21 protein-coding genes are annotated in these 20,340 nt (G+C 33.7%); all 21 read right to left on the bottom strand.

What is annotated here, in order from left to right; all coding sequences use genetic code 11:
- Positions 1-11: 11 nt before the first annotated feature.
- The 21 genes from fliL to dprA all read right to left on the bottom strand — a co-directional run bounded on the left by fliL (position 12) and on the right by dprA (position 20,167).
- On the bottom strand, positions 12-443 hold the full coding sequence (gene fliL / locus F9279_RS12495) for a flagellar basal body-associated protein FliL (protein WP_152113482.1): 432 nt from the start codon (positions 441-443) through the stop codon (positions 12-14).
- Complete coding sequence (locus F9279_RS12490; protein ID WP_152113481.1) at positions 433-654, bottom strand: flagellar FlbD family protein; 222 nt, start codon at positions 652-654, stop codon at positions 433-435. Before F9279_RS12490 ends, fliL begins: the two co-directional genes overlap by 11 nt.
- 50 nt (positions 655-704) lie before the next feature.
- On the bottom strand, positions 705-1,559 hold the full coding sequence (flgG, locus tag F9279_RS12485) for a flagellar basal body rod protein FlgG (RefSeq protein ID WP_152113479.1): 855 nt from the start codon (positions 1,557-1,559) through the stop codon (positions 705-707).
- An 86-nt stretch (positions 1,560-1,645) separates the two neighbouring features.
- The gene (locus F9279_RS12480) at positions 1,646-2,047 is read right to left on the bottom strand and encodes a TIGR02530 family flagellar biosynthesis protein (protein ID WP_152113477.1); all 402 of its coding nucleotides are present in this window, start codon (positions 2,045-2,047) and stop codon (positions 1,646-1,648) included.
- 11 nt (positions 2,048-2,058) lie between these two features.
- Positions 2,059-2,694: a flagellar hook assembly protein FlgD gene (gene flgD, locus F9279_RS12475; RefSeq protein WP_152113475.1), complete on the bottom strand. Its 636-nt coding sequence runs from the start codon at positions 2,692-2,694 to the stop codon at positions 2,059-2,061.
- Positions 2,691-4,994, bottom strand: a complete 2,304-nt coding sequence (locus tag F9279_RS12470) for a flagellar hook-length control protein FliK (RefSeq protein ID WP_152113473.1) — start codon at positions 4,992-4,994, stop codon at positions 2,691-2,693. The genes flgD and F9279_RS12470 overlap by 4 nt, the downstream gene beginning before the upstream one ends.
- A gap of 39 nt (positions 4,995-5,033) precedes the next feature.
- Positions 5,034-5,645: a MotE family protein gene (locus F9279_RS12465; protein WP_152113471.1), complete on the bottom strand. Its 612-nt coding sequence runs from the start codon at positions 5,643-5,645 to the stop codon at positions 5,034-5,036.
- The gene (gene fliJ, locus F9279_RS12460; RefSeq protein WP_152113469.1) at positions 5,646-6,098 is read right to left on the bottom strand and encodes a flagellar export protein FliJ; all 453 of its coding nucleotides are present in this window, start codon (positions 6,096-6,098) and stop codon (positions 5,646-5,648) included. It abuts the gene before it with no gap.
- 3 nt (positions 6,099-6,101) lie between these two features.
- Positions 6,102-7,418, bottom strand: a complete 1,317-nt coding sequence (fliI, locus tag F9279_RS12455; RefSeq protein ID WP_152113467.1) for a flagellar protein export ATPase FliI — start codon at positions 7,416-7,418, stop codon at positions 6,102-6,104.
- Between the two features lie 3 nt (positions 7,419-7,421).
- The gene (gene fliH, locus F9279_RS12450; RefSeq protein WP_193224557.1) at positions 7,422-8,180 is read right to left on the bottom strand and encodes a flagellar assembly protein FliH; all 759 of its coding nucleotides are present in this window, start codon (positions 8,178-8,180) and stop codon (positions 7,422-7,424) included.
- The gene (gene fliG / locus F9279_RS12445) at positions 8,173-9,189 is read right to left on the bottom strand and encodes a flagellar motor switch protein FliG (protein ID WP_152113463.1); all 1,017 of its coding nucleotides are present in this window, start codon (positions 9,187-9,189) and stop codon (positions 8,173-8,175) included. The genes fliH and fliG overlap by 8 nt, the downstream gene beginning before the upstream one ends.
- Before the next feature lie 12 nt (positions 9,190-9,201).
- Positions 9,202-10,803: a flagellar basal-body MS-ring/collar protein FliF gene (fliF, locus tag F9279_RS12440; RefSeq protein ID WP_152113461.1), complete on the bottom strand. Its 1,602-nt coding sequence runs from the start codon at positions 10,801-10,803 to the stop codon at positions 9,202-9,204.
- Between the two features lie 51 nt (positions 10,804-10,854).
- Positions 10,855-11,163, bottom strand: a complete 309-nt coding sequence (gene fliE, locus F9279_RS12435) for a flagellar hook-basal body complex protein FliE (RefSeq protein WP_152113459.1) — start codon at positions 11,161-11,163, stop codon at positions 10,855-10,857.
- Between the two features lie 19 nt (positions 11,164-11,182).
- Positions 11,183-11,632, bottom strand: coding sequence for a flagellar basal body rod protein FlgC (gene flgC, locus F9279_RS12430; RefSeq protein WP_152113456.1), 450 nt, complete (start codon positions 11,630-11,632; stop codon positions 11,183-11,185).
- Between the two features lies 1 nt (position 11,633).
- The gene (gene flgB, locus F9279_RS12425) at positions 11,634-12,017 is read right to left on the bottom strand and encodes a flagellar basal body rod protein FlgB (RefSeq protein WP_152113454.1); all 384 of its coding nucleotides are present in this window, start codon (positions 12,015-12,017) and stop codon (positions 11,634-11,636) included.
- 707 nt (positions 12,018-12,724) lie between these two features.
- Positions 12,725-13,504: a GTP-sensing pleiotropic transcriptional regulator CodY gene (codY, locus tag F9279_RS12420; protein ID WP_152113452.1), complete on the bottom strand. Its 780-nt coding sequence runs from the start codon at positions 13,502-13,504 to the stop codon at positions 12,725-12,727.
- Positions 13,505-13,584: 80 nt separating this feature from the next.
- On the bottom strand, positions 13,585-14,997 hold the full coding sequence (hslU, locus tag F9279_RS12415) for an HslU--HslV peptidase ATPase subunit (RefSeq protein WP_152113450.1): 1,413 nt from the start codon (positions 14,995-14,997) through the stop codon (positions 13,585-13,587).
- 14 nt (positions 14,998-15,011) lie between these two features.
- Complete coding sequence (gene hslV / locus F9279_RS12410) at positions 15,012-15,554, bottom strand: ATP-dependent protease subunit HslV (RefSeq protein ID WP_152113662.1); 543 nt, start codon at positions 15,552-15,554, stop codon at positions 15,012-15,014.
- 28 nt (positions 15,555-15,582) lie between these two features.
- Entirely contained in the window at positions 15,583-16,485 is a 903-nt protein-coding gene (gene xerC, locus F9279_RS12405) for a tyrosine recombinase XerC (RefSeq protein WP_152113448.1), read from the bottom strand.
- A gap of 377 nt (positions 16,486-16,862) precedes the next feature.
- On the bottom strand, positions 16,863-18,938 hold the full coding sequence (gene topA / locus F9279_RS12400; protein ID WP_152113446.1) for a type I DNA topoisomerase: 2,076 nt from the start codon (positions 18,936-18,938) through the stop codon (positions 16,863-16,865).
- 377 nt (positions 18,939-19,315) lie between these two features.
- A complete protein-coding gene (gene dprA, locus F9279_RS12395) occupies positions 19,316-20,167 on the bottom strand; it encodes a DNA-processing protein DprA (RefSeq protein ID WP_152113444.1) in 852 nt (283 codons plus the stop codon).
- Between the last annotated feature and the right edge of the window lie 173 nt (positions 20,168-20,340).

The following is a 20,340-nucleotide window of genomic DNA, read 5'->3' as shown; positions in this document are numbered from 1 at the left end:
CTCTTTTTATTTTATTGGAGTAGAGAGTTTACAATATAAACTTGTACTACTTTGCCTTCTTGCATCAATTCATTGATTTTATCCTTAAGATCGTTCTCTAGTTTAGCTTGTCCATCTTTCCCTTTTAAATCATCTGGCGTTTTCTCAGATAATTCTTGGATGATTAAATTCTTCACTTGGAAATCTCTTTGTGCTAATTCTTCCTTTGCTTCCTTACTATCTGTTTGAATCTTAAAGGATATTCGAATAAAATTGTCTGTTGATAAATTTGTAGTCATTTCTTCAATATCTACTGAATTTTCCACGATTTCTTCAATGGAAGGTTCTTTCTCTTCATGCTCTTCACCAGTGAATTTCCAAATATAAATAAAAGCACCAGCACCGACTAAAGTTATCGTTAGTAATAGTATGAGCATAATAATGATAATTTTATTATTCTTCATTTTCTTCTTCTCCCAATCCAGGTAATCCAAAGAGATTTACTTTTTGATAGAATCTATTTATTAAGTTCTGGACTTCTTCTTCTTTTTCTTTCACTACATACTTATTTCCATTTGTCAAAGTAATAGTAGTATCAGGAAAAGACTCTACTGTTTCTATAAAAAGTACATTTAATAAAAATGTTTTCCCATTTAATTTAGTTAGATTTATCAATTTTTTATATAAGGGGCTGCCATAAGAGTTAGCCCCTTATCCTCCATTTATTATCGTTTTAAGTTAACTAATTCTTGTAAGATTTCATCTGAAGTAGTGATAATCTTCGTATTAGCCTGGAATCCTCTTTGTGCAACGATCATATCTGTAAATTCTTCTGATAAGTCAACATTTGACATTTCAAGATAACCACTGTTGATAGAACCTGTACCAACTTGACCTGATGTTACAAGTCCGCCGTTTACTGCTGGGTCACCAGCTAATTCGCCTGAGTTTGCAGAAAGTTGATATCTATTGCCGCCAACTTTTGTTAAACCTTCTGGGTTAGCAACCTTTGCCATTAGAATTTGGCCAGCTTGTTGTGTACTACCATCTGCTGCTACATAAGAAATAGATCCGTTAGAACCAATGCTGAAGCTTTGTGCAGTACTTGGTATTACAGTACCACCCACAGCAACACCTGTAGCAGTACCATCATCGTTAATACCACCAGTTACTTGTAGAAGTTGACCATCACTGCTAACGATATTTCTATTTGCATCTAAATAAAAGTTACCTGATCTAGTGTAAGATTCAGAGCCTGCACCATCAACAAGTACGAAGAAGCCTTCACCTGAAATACTTAAATCTAATGTTCTATTAGTTGTTTGCATACTTCCTTGTGTTTGGATTGTATCAACTGATGCTAATTGGGAACCTAAACCAATTTGCTTCGCATTCATACCACCAGCATTAGCTGTTGGAGCAGTTGCACCTGCTGAAGTTTGGCTTAATAGATCACTGAAAGTTACGCGGCCTTTTTTAAATCCAAATGTATTAACATTGGCAATATTATTCCCAGTAACATCTAATTTAGTTTGGAAGTTTTTCATACCACTGATTCCTGAATATAGTGAACGTAACATAATTAATTTTCTCCTCTCAATTTAAACTGCATCAATCAGTCAGCAGTTTACCCAGGCTTCCATTATTGGTCCAGCCTTTTTATCGTTTAATTTAGAACAATGGTTCCATTAATATTGGTGAAAATCTGCTCGGTTGCTTCTTGTCTATCCATTGCTGTTATAACGGTATTATTCTTCGCACTTACTATAAGTGCTGCATCATTTAAAAGAACAAGTGATTCTTTGACACCCATCTTCTTTGCTTGTCCCACTTTTTCTTCAATAACCTTCCATTTCTCATCATCAATAACTATTCCTCTTTGTTGCAATCTTTCATTAGCATGCTTACTAATGTTCAATTTATCTAAGGATGAAATGGATTGCTTTAAATGTGTGTGAAAGCTTGTTACATTTTGCGATTGGTTCGTACTTGCGTTAGCTTTTAAAGCTTTAATACCGTTTTTTATGGCTGCTTGTGATTGTAATGAAGGATAAACGGACTTATCCATCTAATCACTTCCTATTCAATTTTTATTATTTGTCCAGAGGAAATTTGACTTTTTGCCTCATCATTTAACGTGAGTAATATTTGTCCATTTTTTAAGGAAACGGATTGAACTTTACTACTAATTTCTTCGTTATTACTTAGATAGGATACTGATTTTCCAATTAATTGGCTAGCTAAGACTAAATTGTTCTCTGCTGCATTACCACTCATACCTGAGATATTAGCAGGGGTTACTATGGTCCCATCTTCTAGAGTAAACTCCACACTATCATTCTTGTAAGCTACACTAGTAACCTTCCCAGTTCCAGATTTCACTACTTCAGCACCAGTGTCATCAGTTTCAAGCTTACTCCAATTTACTTCTTTCCCCATAAATTGACCATAAGATATTAAATTAGATTGAATTTGTAGATTAACAAAACTAGACATCGTTGTATTTAAATTTTGCATCTGCTCAAGACTAGAAAACTGTGCCATCTGTGCAATGAATTCTTTATCTTCCATTGGTGATGTAGGATCTTGGTTTTGTAATTGTGTTACTAAAATCTTTAAGAAATCATCTTTACCTAGATTAGAATTTCCTGTCGTTTTAAGAGATGCCTGGTAGTCTGATAGATAAAGCGACGAGTCATTAATAGTATTCGTCATGTATTAACTCCCCTATTTCCCATATTTATTAATTCTTCTAGAAAGGTTCTTTTACGTTTTTCTTCATCCTCATCTGATTGATTTCTCTCTCTTTGAGGTGTTTGTTGATCTTGCTCTTGTTGTTGCTGTTGTTGTGGATCTTTATTAGCCTTTTCTTGCTGTTGGCCTGTTAGCACAATATCAATCTTATCCACTTGGAGGTTTTGGTTACTTAATCCATGCTTCAAACTAGATAATTGAGTATCTAGAACTTCCTTAGCATCTGCAGATGATGTAAATATTTTCGCAATCATATTTCCTTCATTCTGCGTTATCTCTATACGAATAGATCCTAAATGATCAGGTGCAAGGCGAATAGATAATGTTTGTGCATTGCCTACTTTAGTAAAGCTACTATTAGATAAGATTTGTTCAAACTGTTGTTCTAAATTAGAGCTACGTACCATTTGATTTGTTTGACCATTCATTAACACAAGTGGCTCTTGTCTTAAGAAAGAATTCTGCAATGAATTGACTATCAATGTGTCAGATTCCAATTGGTTCGTTGCTGCTAATTGAGTAATATTAGTACTAGTTTGGTTAAGCATTTCCTCTGATTTCTTTAAAGAACCAATTAATAACGGGTTCATTACTTTTTGAACTACGGATGTAGCTGGATCCTTTGTTGCTAACTGCTTATCTAACTGTGTTAAAAGGTTGTTAATAGTAGATTTAAGCTCTGACTTTGATTGCTCACTAGTAGATAAACTGTTTAAAGATAGCATCTTCATAAGCGTTTGTTGTTCTTTTGTCGATTGAACATTTTTCTCGGTACTACTTATTCCTAAATTAGTATCCTTGTCTTGAAGCATGTTCTTTTGAATCGAAAGAAGATTTCCATCAAAGGTTAGAAATTTATTTTGGACTAATGCTTTCGTTTCCATTGCTACTTGCTTCTCTTGATTTATGGTCGATTTCTGATTTTCAAGCAAGTCCTCTGTATCAATAGAGGTAGGAACTTGTTGTACCTCAACTTCTGGTTTCACATTTGTTGATAAGGAATTATCCTGCAACATGGAATCAACCGCTAGATCTAATCCATCTAAAAGATTAGAATCTTGACTTACCATATCTGTAGTTGGCTGAACATTTTGCTTAATATGCTCATTAGTCATAAATGCTATATCCCAAAAGTCTTCACTTATTTCTCTAAAAGATCTACCCTCTTTTAAAGATAAGTCACTAGTCTTGTCACTTTCTGACTGTTTGTTTATCTTTTGTACAGTATTTCTTTCCACCCCACCAATAGGCGTAACTGGATTTGATTCTGTTGATTTTTCATTCTTAGAAGCATTTTGAACTTTTAAAACAGTAGATTTAAATGAGTCACCATCATTAGGATATGAATAAATCTTTTTACCCTTTTGACTGATTTTTGGGATCGATGATGTAATATCTAGCCTGTTTTGTAAGTTGACCATAAATTCCCTCATTTCTTGCATAGTTTCTGCGATTTTTTCATAGCTTGTAGATTCTTGTGTTGTTTTTGCTGAAACCTCAAGAGCTTTTAAATCCGCAAGAAGTGAAGGCAATTCTGTTTTTTCAATCATAGATGAAGTGATATTTCCAATGGTATTGTCGTCTTTCAAAACTTCTACTATTTTACGCTCAATTATGTCAAGAAGATCGGTCATTACCTTATTTAGCTGAGTGGTATCCATATCCATATATAACTTTTTATCTGTATCTGCATTGATATTAGTACTCAAATCTGGTTTTATATTTGTATTTGATACTAGATTCTTATTATCATACAAACCTACATTTTTATTTATAAGGATGCCTGAACTACTATTTATATTGAATCCTAGGTTCACATTCGCATCTTCCCCTAGATCCACACTAGTATTTTGTTCTCTTCCTACACCAAGACTTGAATCTGTACTCACATTTAATGCTTTTATCAAGGAATCATCCATATATTTTGTCACTAATTGAGTTATGGTTGAAATCACTTGTTCTATTGTTGATGGATTAGCTAGTGACTTGATAGACTGGTTACTAGGTGATTCACTTTGTTCCACTTGATCGCTAAACAGAATTTGTATCATATCACTTAATCCTTGCCCTGGTTCTTCGTTGATAGTTTGCTCTTGTTGTTGTATGGCTGGATTATTAGTCGAACTGGTATTAACAGTATTCATTAAGGTAAGAAACAAATTATTACTTGATTCATTGGTGCTGGTTGGAAAAATTGTGTTTGAACCAATGTTTATGTTTGACCCGATATTTAATAATGAGTTAATGGTTTTCATTTGCATTTTTCACCTCCTTTTACATTTTTTAAATTTCCTGATTAATTATTGAGATGAGTCAGATGCACTTGTAGTATCATTTGATAGTAACTCTGTATACCTAGAAGCAACTGTTGGTTCCATTTTCTCTAATATCGGTGAAAGTTTTGCTGGTTTTAGCTCTGCCAATATTTTCAAAGCTTCATTCTCACTCATTTCAGAAATGATAGAAGCAGCATTTTTTGCAGACATCGTTTCATATGTTTTGACTATCTCTGCAATATTCTTCTGTGTTTCTTCCTGTGTCGATTTTAATGAGTTTAATTCGCTTTGTAATTTCTCCACTTCTACATTTGCTTCTTGAGCACTATTTTCGCTAGTTTCTAATTGTTTTTCTAAGGATTCTATTTGATTCTCTTGTTCTTTTAGTTTTTCTTCTAATGATGTAATGGTGCTTGTACTACTTTCTATCGCTTTATCTGCACTCACTTCTTCTTGGCTACTAAGAAAAGGAACATAATTCATTAACTGTTTACCTTTTTCTACTACATTAACGCCAGAATAAATAAGTAACATGACTATAACAATAAGTGCAAACATAGAAGGAATAACAAACACTAATAGAAACCGTTGAAAAATGTTAAATGGCTTTTTCTTTTCTTCATACGAGTTTTCCACTTAACCACCTACCTTTTCATGCTGCATGAACTGCTGTAAGGAAATTTCGTCCATTAGCTTTGCTTCTTCTGCTTTTTCTTCTAATAAATAATTGGTATGACCATTTTCTTTTATTTTTATAAATTTCTTAACTTCTAAGTTCTTTTCTAATAGTTTTTCTTGATAAAAACTCATGGAAGTACGTGCGTTTTGAACGACTTTTTGACTATGTTCAATCGTTTTTGTTAAGTTACCAATAAATTGCTGATTATGCCTAATTTCTTGAATAGAAAGTCCTGAAGATAATTTACTAGCTTGATAGATTTCTAAATCTTCTTTCCTTTTTAATAATTCATATAAGTTTTCTGCTGCTTCCTCAAATCGCTTTACTGACTGATTATAGACAGAACCAGCTTCTTCTTTTTCTCTTTCTCTAATCGCTAAAATTTTTTCAAATTTAAATCGATAGCTCATTTATTATCCCTCTGCTCCCACTAAGGTTAATAAGGATTGTAGACTTTCCTCAATAGAGACCTTCTCATCTGTTGATTGTTTAATATAAGATAGTATATTTGGGTATCGTTGGATGGCTGCATCAATTTCTTTTGAAGAACCTCTTTTATATGCACCAATATTTATTAAATCCTCTGAATGAATATACGTACTTAAAAGGTCTCTTAATCTTTCAGCTGCCTTAACATGTTCTTTTGGAACAATATGATTCATTACCCTACTAACACTTTTTAAGACATTAACTGCTGGATACTGACCTTTATTCGCTAAGGTCCTATCTAAGACATAATGTCCATCCAATATTCCTCGAACAGTATCTGCTATTGGTTCGTTCATATCATCACCATCAACTAGTACTGTATAGAATGCAGTAATACTTCCATGTTCATTTGTACCTGTTCTCTCTAGTAGCTTTGGCAGAATGGCGAATACAGAAGGAGTATATCCTTTTGTAGTAGGAGGCTCTCCTATTGCTAATCCCACTTCCCTTTGAGCCATTGCGACACGAGTAACAGAATCCATCATTAACATGACGTTTAAGCCTTTATCTCGAAAATACTCTGCTATAGCTGTAGCAGTGTATGCACCTTTAATTCGCATTAATGCCGGTTGATCAGAGGTTGCAACAACAACGATAGATCTTTTCAAACCTTCTGGACCGAGGTCTCTTTCTATAAATTCTCTAACTTCACGACCACGTTCCCCTATTAACGCAATAACATTTAAATCAGCTTTTGTATTTCTAGCAATCATGCCAAGGAGTGTACTTTTACCTACACCACTTCCTGCAAAGATACCGATTCTTTGACCGTTTCCTACCGTTAAAAGACCATCAATTAATCGAACTCCAACTTCAATTGATTCTGAGATGGGCGGGCGTTTTAAAGGATTTGGTGGGTCTTGATCAATCGGTACTGATTTCAAACCTTTAGGTAGCATAGAACCATCTAAAGGCATTCCTAATGCATCAACCGCAGTACCAATTAAATCAGGGCCAACCTTAATTTCTAAAGGAACGGACGTTGCTTCGACTAAACATCCTGGTGATATATCATTTACCGATGTGTAAGGCATCAAAATAATATTTCCGTCATTAAAACCTACTACTTCCGCTTTAATTTTACGTTTATTTTTTGAACCTATAATGATATGACAAACATCACCAATTGAACTTTCAGGACCTTGTGATTCAATCATTAATCCTACTACTTTTTTCACTCGTCCATAATGTTTGTAAGAATCAATCGATGCAATCGAGTCAAGCAATTCCTCTGCTCTCATTCCTTACTCACTCTCCAGTATCTCTAACAATTTTTCTTTCACGATTGTTAACTGTGTATCAATTGACGCATCTAGTTGTCCATTGGCTGTTTCTATTAAGCAACCATTCTCAGGTAATGATTCATCTGGAAAGATAAACAGATTAGGTGGAGCAGGAAATAATTGTAGTAATTCTTCTTTTTCTCCTAAAATCATTGGATAATGAGATGGATGTACATGTAATTGAATTTCTCTTTGCTTTCTTACATCACGTAATGCATTCTCTACTAAATGAAGAAAATATTTCTCATCCTTTTCAATAGAATGATGAATGATTTTCTCTGAAACTTGGATTGCTAAGTTTAATATTGTACTCTCTGCTGATTGCAAGTAATTATTGTAATCATTTTTTGCAGCAACGATCGATTCTTTCGCTTCTTTAATGAAAACTGATGCTTCTTGGTAAGCCTGATTACGACCTTCTTCAAATCCTGAATGAAAGCCCTCTGTTCTAGCCTGTTCCATAAGCTCAAGCTTTTCTGTTTCCCAATTACTATACATCAGACCCACTTGCTCATTCGCCTGTTCCAATTCATACATTGCCTGCTGTTTTATTTGTTCTGCTTCTTGATGTGCTTTGGCAATGATATCTTGATATTCCTGATAAGATAATTCCTGACTTTTTCTAAAATCATCATTTACTGTATCTATATAGCGAATATTTATTACTTTTTGATTAGTATCTGGTTGATTGGCCCATGCAGACTTAAAAATCCTAGACAATAATATCATCTCCTCCGCCACGAGCAACTACAATTTCACCAGCATCTTCTAAACGTCTTATAATCGCAACAATTCTTGATTGTGCTTCTTCTACATCTTTCAAACGTACAGGTCCCATAAATTCCATTTCTTCTTTAAAGGATTCAACCATTCTTGTAGACATATTGCTATAAACAATTTCTTTAACTTCATCACCAGAAACTTTTAATGAAAGCATAAGATCTTCGTTTTCACAATCACGGATAATTCTTTGAATCGCACGATTATCAAGTGTAACGATATCTTCGAATACAAACATACGTTTCTTAATTTCTTCAGCTAATTCAGGATCTTGAATTTCTAATGCATCTAAAATAGTACGTTCTGTAGATCTATCTACACCATTAAGAACTTCTACTACTGCTTCAATCCCGCCAGTTTGAGTATAATCCTGTGTTACTGTGCTAGATAGTTTTCTTTCAAGAACTTGTTCTATTTCATTAATAATCTCAGGTGATGTACTATCCATCACTGCTATTCTTCTAGCAATATCTGCTTGTACCTCTTGAGGAAGCTCAGATAAAATCTGCCCTGCTTGAGTAGGTTCTAGATAAGATAGAATTAAAGCAATTGTTTGTGGATGCTCATTTTGTATAAAATTAAATATCTGACTTGGATCTGCTTTTCTTGCAAAATCAAACGGTCTGACTTGAAGAGAAGAAGTAAGTCTATTTAATATTATCGATGCTTGTTCCGAACCAAGTGCCTTTTCAAGGACTGTTTTTGCATATCCTATACCCCCTTGCGAAATATAGTCTTGCGCAAGGGCGATATTATGAAATTCCTCTAAAACATGATCTTTGGAATTAGTCTCTACTTTTCTTACTCCTGAAATTTCAAGTGAAAGCTGCTCAATTTCTTCTTCGCCTAAATGTTTGTAAACAGATGCTGCAACATCAGGACCAAGGGAAATAAGGAGAATTGCAGCCTTTTGTTTACCTGATAACTCATTTGACTCTTTTCTAGCCAATTACTTCACTCCTTAATCTTCCGTAATCCATGTACGAAGTAGTTTTGCAAATTCCTCTGGTTTTTCCTTCGCCATTTTTTCTAATTGCTTTTTGCGGATTGTTCCTTCTGTTTCCTGCTCTGTATTCACATCAGCTACAGATGGTACTGGCTGAATAATTTCTTCTACTTCTTCTGCTTGTTTTTTCTTTCTTGCTCTCATAAATAAGAAGATTAATAGAATAATAACTGCTAATAATACGCCACCAACTGCATAAACCCACCAAGGAATAGAAGTGGTAGCAGCCGCTTGTTGTGTTGCTGACTTACCATTAAACTTTTGAACAGATACAGCGATCTTATTATTGATTTGATCTTCTGTTAATTCTTCCCCATCCGTTGAAGTCTTATCAATAGATGTTCTAACAATCGTACTTAAAATATTTTGAATATCATCAATACTTTCTTGTGATAATGAAGTCGGATCATCCGCTGTAGGTGGCTCCACCATTACTTGAATACCTAAATCACGAACTTTATATGGACTTTCTACAATTTGTTTCTTAATACGGTTTACTTCACTGTTAACTGTGCTTTCTGTTTTCTCATAATCACCGTTTCCAGTTCCTGCACCAGTTTCAGCATTATAGGTAGTAGTATCTGTTCCTTCTTCTGCTTGAACTACTCCCGCAGCATCTGCTGCATTTTCACCTGCATATGTTTCTGTAATATTTTGTGCGCTAACAGCAATACCAGCCATATTTTCTTCATCAACTGGTGTTACTAGGTTTTCTTCTCTATTTTCTTGGGTAAAGTCAATATCAGCAGTTACAGAAACTACGACTTTATCTTGACCCATTAATGTACCTAACATTGTTTGAACTTGTCTTTGTATATCTCTTTCAATTTGTTTCTTCACATTATTTTGCGATGTAAAAGTATCAGTTGCAGAATTATTTGAAGAATTTAAGTCAAAATACTCAAAGTTTTGGTTTGTTATGACGATATTATCTGTAGGAAGGTTTGGAACACTTTTGGACACAAGTGTGTATAACCCTTTGATTTGATTTTCTGAGAAGTTATAGCCGGCTTTTGTATTTAGGACAATAGAGGCTGTAGCTTCTCCACCTTGATCTGAAACAAAGACACTTTCTTCAGGTAATGTAATAACAACATCCGCCTCATTAATTCCATCTATCCCTTTAATAAGGTTCGAAATTTCTGTTTGCAGGGCATCTAACTTTAAAACATCGAATTCATTATCCGTCATTCCAAAACTTGCATTTTCGCTAAAAAATGAATAATCAATGCTACCAGACTCAGGAATTCCCTCAGAAGCAAGTTGTACTTTTAAAGTATCAACTGAATCTTCAGGAACGCTTATTGTCGTTCCACCATCAGATATCACTGATGTAATCCCTTTACTATCTAAGTTTTCTTTTATTGCACCTGTCTCTGATGGTTGTAGATTACTGTATAGTGGAACTAAATTATCTCTTGTAAAGAAATACGTTGTAAAAATAACAAGAAGAAGAAGCAAAAGTAATCCACTTATAGTAAAGGTCTTTTGCTTTTTTGAACGACTTCCCCAATATTCTTTTAACGGATTAAACATCTTGTTTAGATTCTCTTTCATTATATTCCCCCGGTTACCATGATTTATAAGCTAATAACCGCTTAAGTTTAACTATACAGACATTCTCATCATCTCTTGATAAGCCTCTACTGCTTTATTACGAATCTCCATAGTAGCCTGTAATGTAATACTTGCTTTTTGGGATGTAATCATTACTTGAGATAAATCCACGTCTTCCCCTTTAGCTAGCTTGTTAGTTAGTACATCTGAAGCATTTTGCGCTTCATTTACATTATTAATAGATTCTTTTAAAAATGAAGCAAAGCTTTTTTGTGTATCTGCTACCGAGCTTTTAGCTACAGTACTTGTATTTGTTAAAGGTAATGCTTGTGATACAGAACTTAAGTTAATAGGTGCCATCGTTTACTCCTTCTAGCTTTTATTTGCCGATTTCTAATGTTTTCATCAACATACTCTTTGATGCATTTAATACTGTCACGTTCGCTTCATAAGATCTGGTTGCACTCATTAAATCCACCATTTCACGTAATGGATCAACGTTTGGCATCTTAACATATCCGTCTGCATCAGCATCTGGATGCTCTGGGTTATACACCATCTCATAAGGAGTATCATCTTCTTGTATACTTGTTACCTTTACTCCATTTCCAGCGCTACTTCCTTGAGCTGCACTTAAGTGCGAAGCAAATGATTTACCTTCTTGTGATTGAAAGACTACTTGCTTTCTCGTGTAAGGCTGCCATTCGCCGTTTACTAGCTTACCTCTTGTTGTATCCACGTTTGCCATATTAGATGAAATTACATCCATTCGTAACCGCTGAGCAGTTAAAGCAGATGCTGTAGTGTTCATACTATGAAATATAGTCATCTTACTTTCCTCCTCTGATTACAGTTTGCAATGAATTAAATTTCCCACTAATTCTTTCAATAAGCGCATTATAATAAATCTGGTTTGTAGCGAGATCAGTCATTTCTTTATCCATATCCACGCTATTTCCGTTACTATTGTAAGCTACATCTGTTCTAGTAACTACTTTAGAACTAGAACTGCTACTTCCGCTAAAAGGAATATGCTTCGTATTAGTTAGCTTTGCTTCCATTGTTTGATTTAGCGTATCTTTAAAAGTTACTTCCTTCGCTTTGTAGTTCGGTGTATCTACGTTTGCGATATTTTGCGATATAACTTTTTGTTTTGTATTTGCATAATTTATGGCATTTTCAAGTGTAGATATTGTATTTGAGAAAAGTTTCACAACCATTCACCTCAATTTCGATAAAAATGTAGAATTTTGCTGTATTATGGCGATTTTTTTACATGATAGAGTTTATTTTAATTAATTTGTCATAATATGTCCATGAAAATAAGGTTAAATTTAATAATTCTTTTGTACTATTTTAGTTAAAATGATGAATAAAAAGGAACAATTGGTGCTATAAATTATATACTTTATCCATATTTCATTTAGTATAAGCTACTATTATCATAGTATATAAGGACTAATAAGCCATGTTATTTGATGTCTGCATGATTACTATACTTGTAATGATCATGTCATGTAAATGAAAAATAATTGGTAAAAAATGAGAGAAAAAACAGTTGATTTTTTTATTTTTATTGGGATGAAATGCTCTTTTTACATGCTATACTCATTTCCAAAGTTGTGAACATGATTTAGTCATAAAAAGAACCGAGATGATATATTACTGGAGGAAACCTAGTTATTTTTACAAAAAAAATAATAGATTCTTTTTTGAAGTTTATTTGTGTGATGTTTGTTAGAAGTTATATCGCTTGGCTACCTACATAATATACTCGAAATAGCTTCATCATGTAAATGAAAATTAATGGTAACAAAGTTATTCAATTACTTACATATCTTTTTCTGTTTTCGATCTATATTATCATGTTTGAAATGAAACAAAAAACCTTTCTGCTCTGGCAAAAAGGTTTTTGTTAGTATTAATTAGTTTTTAGTTTTTCAAGCTCAAGTAAGAACTTATCATTAAGTACTTTAATATAAGTACCTTTCATACCTAATGAACGTGATTCAATAACTCCAGCACTTTCTAATTTACGTAGTGCATTAACAATAACAGATCTAGTAATTCCTACACGGTCTGCAATTTTAGATGCAACTAATAATCCTTCATTACCATTTAACTCTTCAAAAATATGTTCAATCGCTTCTAATTCACTATAAGATAAGGAACTAATAGCCATTTGCACAACAGCCTTACTTCTAGCTTCTTCTTCAATTTCTTCCGCTTTCTCACGAAGAATTTCCATTCCTACAACAGTAGCACCGTATTCAGCTAAGATTAGATCATCATCATGAAATTGCTCTTGTAGTCTAGCTAGAATCAATGTTCCAAGTCTTTCTCCACCACCGATAATAGGAACAATAGTAGTTAAACCTTTAGCAAAAAGGTCCTTGTTTTCGATAGGGAAAGCAGTATATTCACTATCTATTCCTAAATTACTTGAAGTTGTTTGGATATTAAATAAATTATTAGTGTACTCTTCTGGGAATTGACGATTTTCTAACATCTTTTCAATTCGATCATTTTCAATGTGTTGGTTAACAGCAAAACCTAATAATTTTCCTCTTCTGCTAACAACAAAAATATTTGCTTCAATTACTTCACTTAAAGTCTCAGCCATTTCTTTAAAGTTTACAGGCTTACCAGCTGCTCGTTGGAGCATAGAATTAATCTTTCTTGTTTTTGTTAATAAATCCATTTCCTTTTCCTCCTATTAACTAAAACCAATGCTATAATGAATCTTCAATTACTAACCTTAAAGGAGTATTTATCTTGATCTTACAGTATGAATTGGCTCAAATCTTTATTTCTAGAAATTGCTCCTAGTTTTTCCTCGACATATTGAGGAGTTATTGTAATCTTTTCCATTGTAATTTCTGGTGCTTCAAATGATAAATCTTCTAATAATTTCTCTAAAATAGTATGAAGTCTTCTCGCTCCAATATTATCAGTATTTTGATTTACATCATAAGCCACTTCTGCTATCTTACGAATAGCATCGTCAGAAAATTCAATTTCTATACCTTCCGTTTGCAATAATGCTCTATATTGTTTAACTAATGCATTATCAGGCTCTACTAAAATACGATAGAAATCATCAACCGTTAATTTTGTAAGCTCTACACGAATTGGAAAACGACCTTGAAGCTCAGGAATTAAATCAGATGGCTTTGACATATGAAATGCACCAGCAGCAATAAATAGAACATGATCAGTTTTTACAGATCCATATTTCGTCACTACTGTAGACCCCTCTACAACTGGTAATATATCTCGTTGAACACCTTCTCTAGATACATCTGCTGAAGAAGAACCTCCGTTTGATTTACTAGCAATTTTATCAATTTCGTCGATAAAAATGATTCCCATCTGTTCTGCACGAACAACAGCTTCTTGTGTAACTTCGTCCATATCAATAAGCTTTTGTGCTTCTTCATTAATAAGTACGGTACGTGCTTCTCTTACAGTTAACTTACGTTTTTTCTTTTTCTTTGGCATAAAGCTTCCTAAAGCATCTTGCATGTTCATGCCCATTTGTTCCATTCCAGAGCCTTGAAGCATATCAAACATGGAAGGTTGTTGTTCTTCTACTTCCACTGTTATTACTTCTTCTTCTAGCTCACCAAGTGCTAACTTTTCTTTTATAATTTTCTTCTTTTCATTCTTGCTTAATTCTTCAGCACTTGTTTCTTCTGGTTCTGTTTCTGTATTTCCTCCTCCGAATAGCATTTCAAGAGGATTTTTATAGTTTGCTGATTTTTTCGTATTAGATGGTACTAATAAATCAACAAGGCGATTATTTGCCGCAATTTCTGCTCTCTCTTTAACATGAAGGACTTTCTCTTCCTTTACTAAACGAACGGAAGTCTCTACAAGATCACGAACCATTGATTCCACATCTCTACCAACATAGCCTACTTCAGTAAATTTAGTAGCTTCTACCTTCACAAAAGGAGCAGCAACAATTTTAGCAATTCTTCTTGCTATTTCTGTTTTACCAACACCAGTTGGTCCCATCATAAGAATATTTTTCGGACTAATTTCATCTCTAAGCTTTTCGTCTAACAAGCTTCTGCGGAAACGGTTTCTTAATGCTACAGCAACAGCTTTCTTTGCATCTTTCTGTCCAACAATATATTGATCAAGACGTTCTACAATTTGTCGAGGTGTTAAGCCTGCACTTTTTTGCATTAGTAATTCCTCCCTTATAGTTCTTCCACAATGATATTATTGTTAGTGTACACACAAATGTCACCAGCAATTTCTAGTGCAGCCTTTGCAATTTCATATGCTGATAGCTGTTCACCAGAATAGTTTTTCAATGCTCTTCCAGCTGCAAGTGCATAGTTGCCTCCAGAACCGATAGCAAGAATGCCGTCATCAGGCTCAATAACTTCTCCTGTTCCAGATACTAAAAGTAAGTCTGTCTCATTCATTACAATTAACATAGCCTCAAGCCTTCTTAACACTTTATCGCTTCGCCAAAGTTTAGCCAATTCGACAGCTGCACGTTGCAAATTCCCATTATACTCTTCCAATTTTCCTTCAAATAGTTCAAATAGTGTAAAGGCATCCGCAACTGAACCTGCAAAACCTGCAATAACTTTGCCATTAAATAATTTTCTCACTTTACGAGCAGTATGTTTCATTACAACAGCGTTCCCAAATGTCACTTGTCCATCACCAGACATTGCAGATTTACCTTTATGTTTTACTGCAAAAATCGTTGTTGCATGGAATTTTGGTATTTCAGACATGTTACTTCCTCCTTCTTGACTATGCCCTAGGGTGAAAGGACATGTAAGTATTTTTTAAATAGTCATTTGTTACATGTGTATAAATTTGTGTAGAAGATAAGAATGCATGCCCTAACAATTCTTGTACAGTCCTCATATCAGCTCCATTTGCTAACATATGTGTGGCAAATGAATGTCTTAATTTATGAGGATGTATTTTGCCTTGCAAGGATGAAGCATTCATCATTTTATTCAAGATATCTCTAACTCCATTGTCTGTTAATTTTCCACCACGGTAATTGACAAACAAGAAGGAATGAGATGTGTGATCCTTCATTAGTTTACTTCTACCATCCTTTATGTACGCTTCTAATGCTGTATGTGCAAAACTACCAAAAGGAACATAACGCTCCTTTTGTCCTTTTCCTTTAATCAATACCGTTGAAACACTAAAATCAAGGTCTTTTATTTGAATGTTTGTACACTCTCCAACCCTAATGCCTGTTGCATACAGTAATTCAAGGATCGCTCGATTTCTTAGAGATAAAGGACTATCTGAATCACAAGAAGAAAAGAGTTGTTGCAATTCTTCTTCATAGAAAAAATCTGGTAGACGCTTTTCTAATTTAGGAATGGAAACAGTAGAAAAAGGGTTGTTTTCTACTATCTTCTCTCTCACTAAAAAACGATAAAAGCTTCTTAAACTAGATATTCTTCGAGCTATCGTTTTTCTTGCTAACTCTTCAGAAAAAAGTTCTGTTAAATATAACCTAACATCAGTAAATTGAACAGCTTCTAATTGGTTAATTACTTGATTCTTCATAAAATGAAAGAACTGGTTAATGTCTTTTGAATAAAATTCAATTGTATATGGCGAGTAATTTTTCTCAATCTGTAAATACTCAATAAACATATTAAGAGAATCTTCTAATTGATTTTTCAATTTCTCACCCCACAAGCTTCACCATATTATCATATTTTATGATGGGAATCAATTAATTTACGAATTTTTCACAAAGTTCTGAATTGTTTAAATCCCTAAGCAATAAAGTATTCATCTTTTAATAAATTTGAAACCACTGCTTACTTGTAACACCTAATTCAGTATACCTTTCGTATGAAGAAGTAAATCACACTCTACTTAACTATATGTAATTTGGTGCATTTTATATAACTATACGAGTATAAGTTGAAAAAGTTTCTATGTCCTAGTGTATTTAATCACATTTTCTTAAAATACACAAAACATTTGATAAAAAACTTTTTAAAAAATGAAAGAGTAAGCTATTTAGCTCACTCTTTCATTCAGAAACTCTCATGTTAGCTTTGCGGCTCTTCTTTGTAATCACATTTAACACACTGAACTTGAACACCTTTTTTTAGTTTTTTCTCGACTAATAAACTTTCACATTTTGGACAAGGTCTTTGTAAAGGTTTATCCCATGAGATGAATTCACATTCAGGAAAACGATCGCAACCATAAAAAATTCGGCGTTTTTTGCTTTTTCTTTCAATTATATTTCCTTCATGACAAGTTGGGCATTTTACTCCGATTTCTTTTACAATAGGTTTTGTATTACGACAATCTGGAAAATTACTACATGCCATGAACTTACCATAGCGACCCATTTTATATACCATCGGATGTCCGCATTCCTCACAATCTTCTCCTGCTGGTTCATCCTTAATTTCTACTGTTTGCATTTCTTGTTCAGCAATCTCTAAGTTTTTTTCGAAAACTTGATAAAATTCATCAATAACCTTTACCCAGTTTACTTTTCCTGCTTCAATATTATCCAAGTCTTGCTCCATATTAGCAGTGAATTCTACATTAAAGATTTCTGGGAAAAACTCTAAAATTAATTCAAGAACTATTTCACCTAGTTCAGTAGGTATAAACCGCTTATTATCAAGTGCTACATAACCACGCTTTTGTATTGTATCAAGAGTAGGAGCAAAAGTGGAAGGTCTACCTATTCCTAATTCTTCTAATGTTCTAACTAGTCTTGCCTCTGTATAACGTGGAGGTGGTTGAGTAAAATGCTGTTTAGGTTCAATATCCTTGTGTATAACCGTATCGCCTTCTTGTAAGTCAGGTAATTTACGATCTACCTCCTCTACTGCATCATCTGAACCTTCTACATATACTTTCATAAAACCAGGAAATTTAATTTTAGAACCTGTTGCTCTAAATATAATATCACCATTCAATAAATCGACACTCATAGTATCCATAACTGCAGGAGCCATTTGACTTGCAATAAATCTTTCCCATATTAATTTATATAAGCGCAGTTGATCTCTTGAAAGAACGTCTTTAAGCATGCTTGGTTCTCTGGAGATACTAGTTGGGCGAACTGCTTCATGGGCATCTTGAACATTTGTATTTTTCTTTTCTTTTTTCTGATCTGCTTTTGTATATTCATTACCATATGTTCTATTAATATAATCTGCTGCATCTGCAATCGCAATATCAGATATTCTAGTAGAATCCGTTCTCATATAAGTAATTAAACCAACTGTTCCTTCTTTTCCTAAATCAATTCCTTCATATAATTGCTGTGCTAGCATCATTGTTTTCTTAGCACGGAAATTTAATTTTCTTGCTGCTTCTTGTTGTAAAGATGAAGTAGTAAATGGAACTGCAGGATTTCTTTTTCTTTCTTTTTTCGTTACTTTTTCTACTGTAAACTGATTATTCTTTATTTGTTTTGTAATATTTTTAACTTCTTCTTCCGAATGAAGATCCATTCTTTTTCCATTTACTCCATAAAATGCTGCTTCAAATTGATTTTTACCTTTTAAGAAGCTTCCTTCTATGGACCAGTATTCTTCTGGAATAAATGCCTTAATTTCTTTTTCTCTTTCTAATACTAAACGGACAGCAACAGATTGAACTCTCCCTGCGCTTAATCCCTTTTTCACTTTTTTCCAAAGTAAAGGACTAACATTATATCCCACTAAACGATCTAATACCCTTCTCGCTTGCTGAGAATCTACTAAGTCCATATTAATTGGTCTTGGATGCTTAAAGGATTCTTTAATAGCATCTTTTGTAATTTCATTAAAAACTACTCGACAATCTGAATGTATATCTACATTTAAGCTATTCGCTAAATGCCACGCAATAGCTTCCCCTTCACGATCTGGATCGGCTGCTAGATAGATTTTTTTTGCCTTTTTTGCAGCGGTTTTTAGTTCCTTTAAAACTGGACCTTTCCCACGAATCGTTATGTACTTCGGTTCAAAGTTTTTATCTACATCAATACCTGTTTGACTTCTAGGTAAATCTCTTATATGCCCCATTGAAGCTTTTACTTTATATTTTTTTCCTAAATATCGTTCTATTGTCTTTGCTTTTGCTGGAGACTCAACGATTACTAAAAAATCCGACATCCAATGTCCTCCTTAGAGGGATTTAAATATTCACTATTATTGTATACTATGATTCGGTTTGTCAAACATTCCGAAAAACGTAAACGTTTTCACGCTTTTTATTTATAAATAATACCAATTTTTTAAAATCCTTTTATGTTGCACAATGTATAACAATTTACCAAAAATAGCAATAGTTTTTTTATTTTTCACGATGATTTTTTTCTTTTATAGCTAAGGTTAGCTATAGAAAATCGGTGAAGGTAGATAATTCCCAAATTATTTTTATACTTTTATCGTAACACTTTCCTATAAAATTTAAAACAAATACTACTTGTCCTATGGACTCATAGGTATTTAAAATCTTCTATTATCTATAGAAGTTGTCATTCACTATGCTAGTAATTCCATTCTTCTAAAATATCCTTAGCCTCCAAAACAGCTTTAGCTCCTTGTTGAATTAGTTGGTTGGGACCAGTAGAATATGGACTTAGGATATTTCCAGGAATCGCAAAAACATCTCTTCCTTCATTAACCGCAAAATTTGCCGTTATTAAAGACCCACTTTTCTTTTTTGCTTCTACAATTAATGTTCCATTACAAAGACCACTAATAATACGATTTCTCATCGGGAATTGCCATTTTAACGGTTTAGATGTTGGGGGATATTCGGATATCACTAGATGGTTATTCATCATAGTGGTTGCTAATTCTAAGTTCTCTTTAGGATAGATATGGAATAATCCACCTGCAATAACACCAATTGTTTTACCTCCGTTCGCAATGGCCTGCTTGTGCGCAATGGCATCTACCCCACTCGCTAATCCACTTACAATCGTAATATCAGCTGCTATTAATTCTTGAATAATAGTAGAGAGTACATTTTTACTATAGCTTGTAGCCAATCGCGAACCAACTATCGCGAGTTTTTTCTTAGATTGAAGTAAAGATAGATCTCCTTTCACATAAAGAACCCATGGTGGTTGATATATTTCTTTTAGTAGAGATGGATACAAAGGGTCAAAATAGGTAATGGTTTTTATTTGGTTGTATTCATATTGAACGATTTGCTCTTCTACAAAGTTAGTATCGAAGACTTTCTCCAGCTCTTGCTGAAGCTTTGGAGTTAAATTTCGAGTGGTTGAAAAGTGGGAAAGTGTGGGGTCACTCTTTAATAGATGGTAAATGGTATTCCAGCTTATTTCACTACAGTGATTCAGTTTAACTAAACGTTCCGATATTCTATTCAAGTTATCTCCCTTCCTTTAATTAGATTCCTTTATAAGAGCATTACTTAACATAAAAATAATAAGGGAACTATCCTCTACATTATAAAAGGAAAATTACAATAATACTAGTACAGCCTTAAGATAAAAATGACATGCTAAAGAGGAGAAAAAAGATCTTCTCCTCTTTAACCTTA

This window comes from Bacillus sp. B1-b2 (assembly GCF_009183415.1).
GTDB lineage: Bacteria > Bacillota > Bacilli > Bacillales > Cytobacillaceae > Niallia.
Note: the sequence above shows the minus strand (reverse complement) of the source record. Positions and strands in the feature narration are given on the sequence as shown.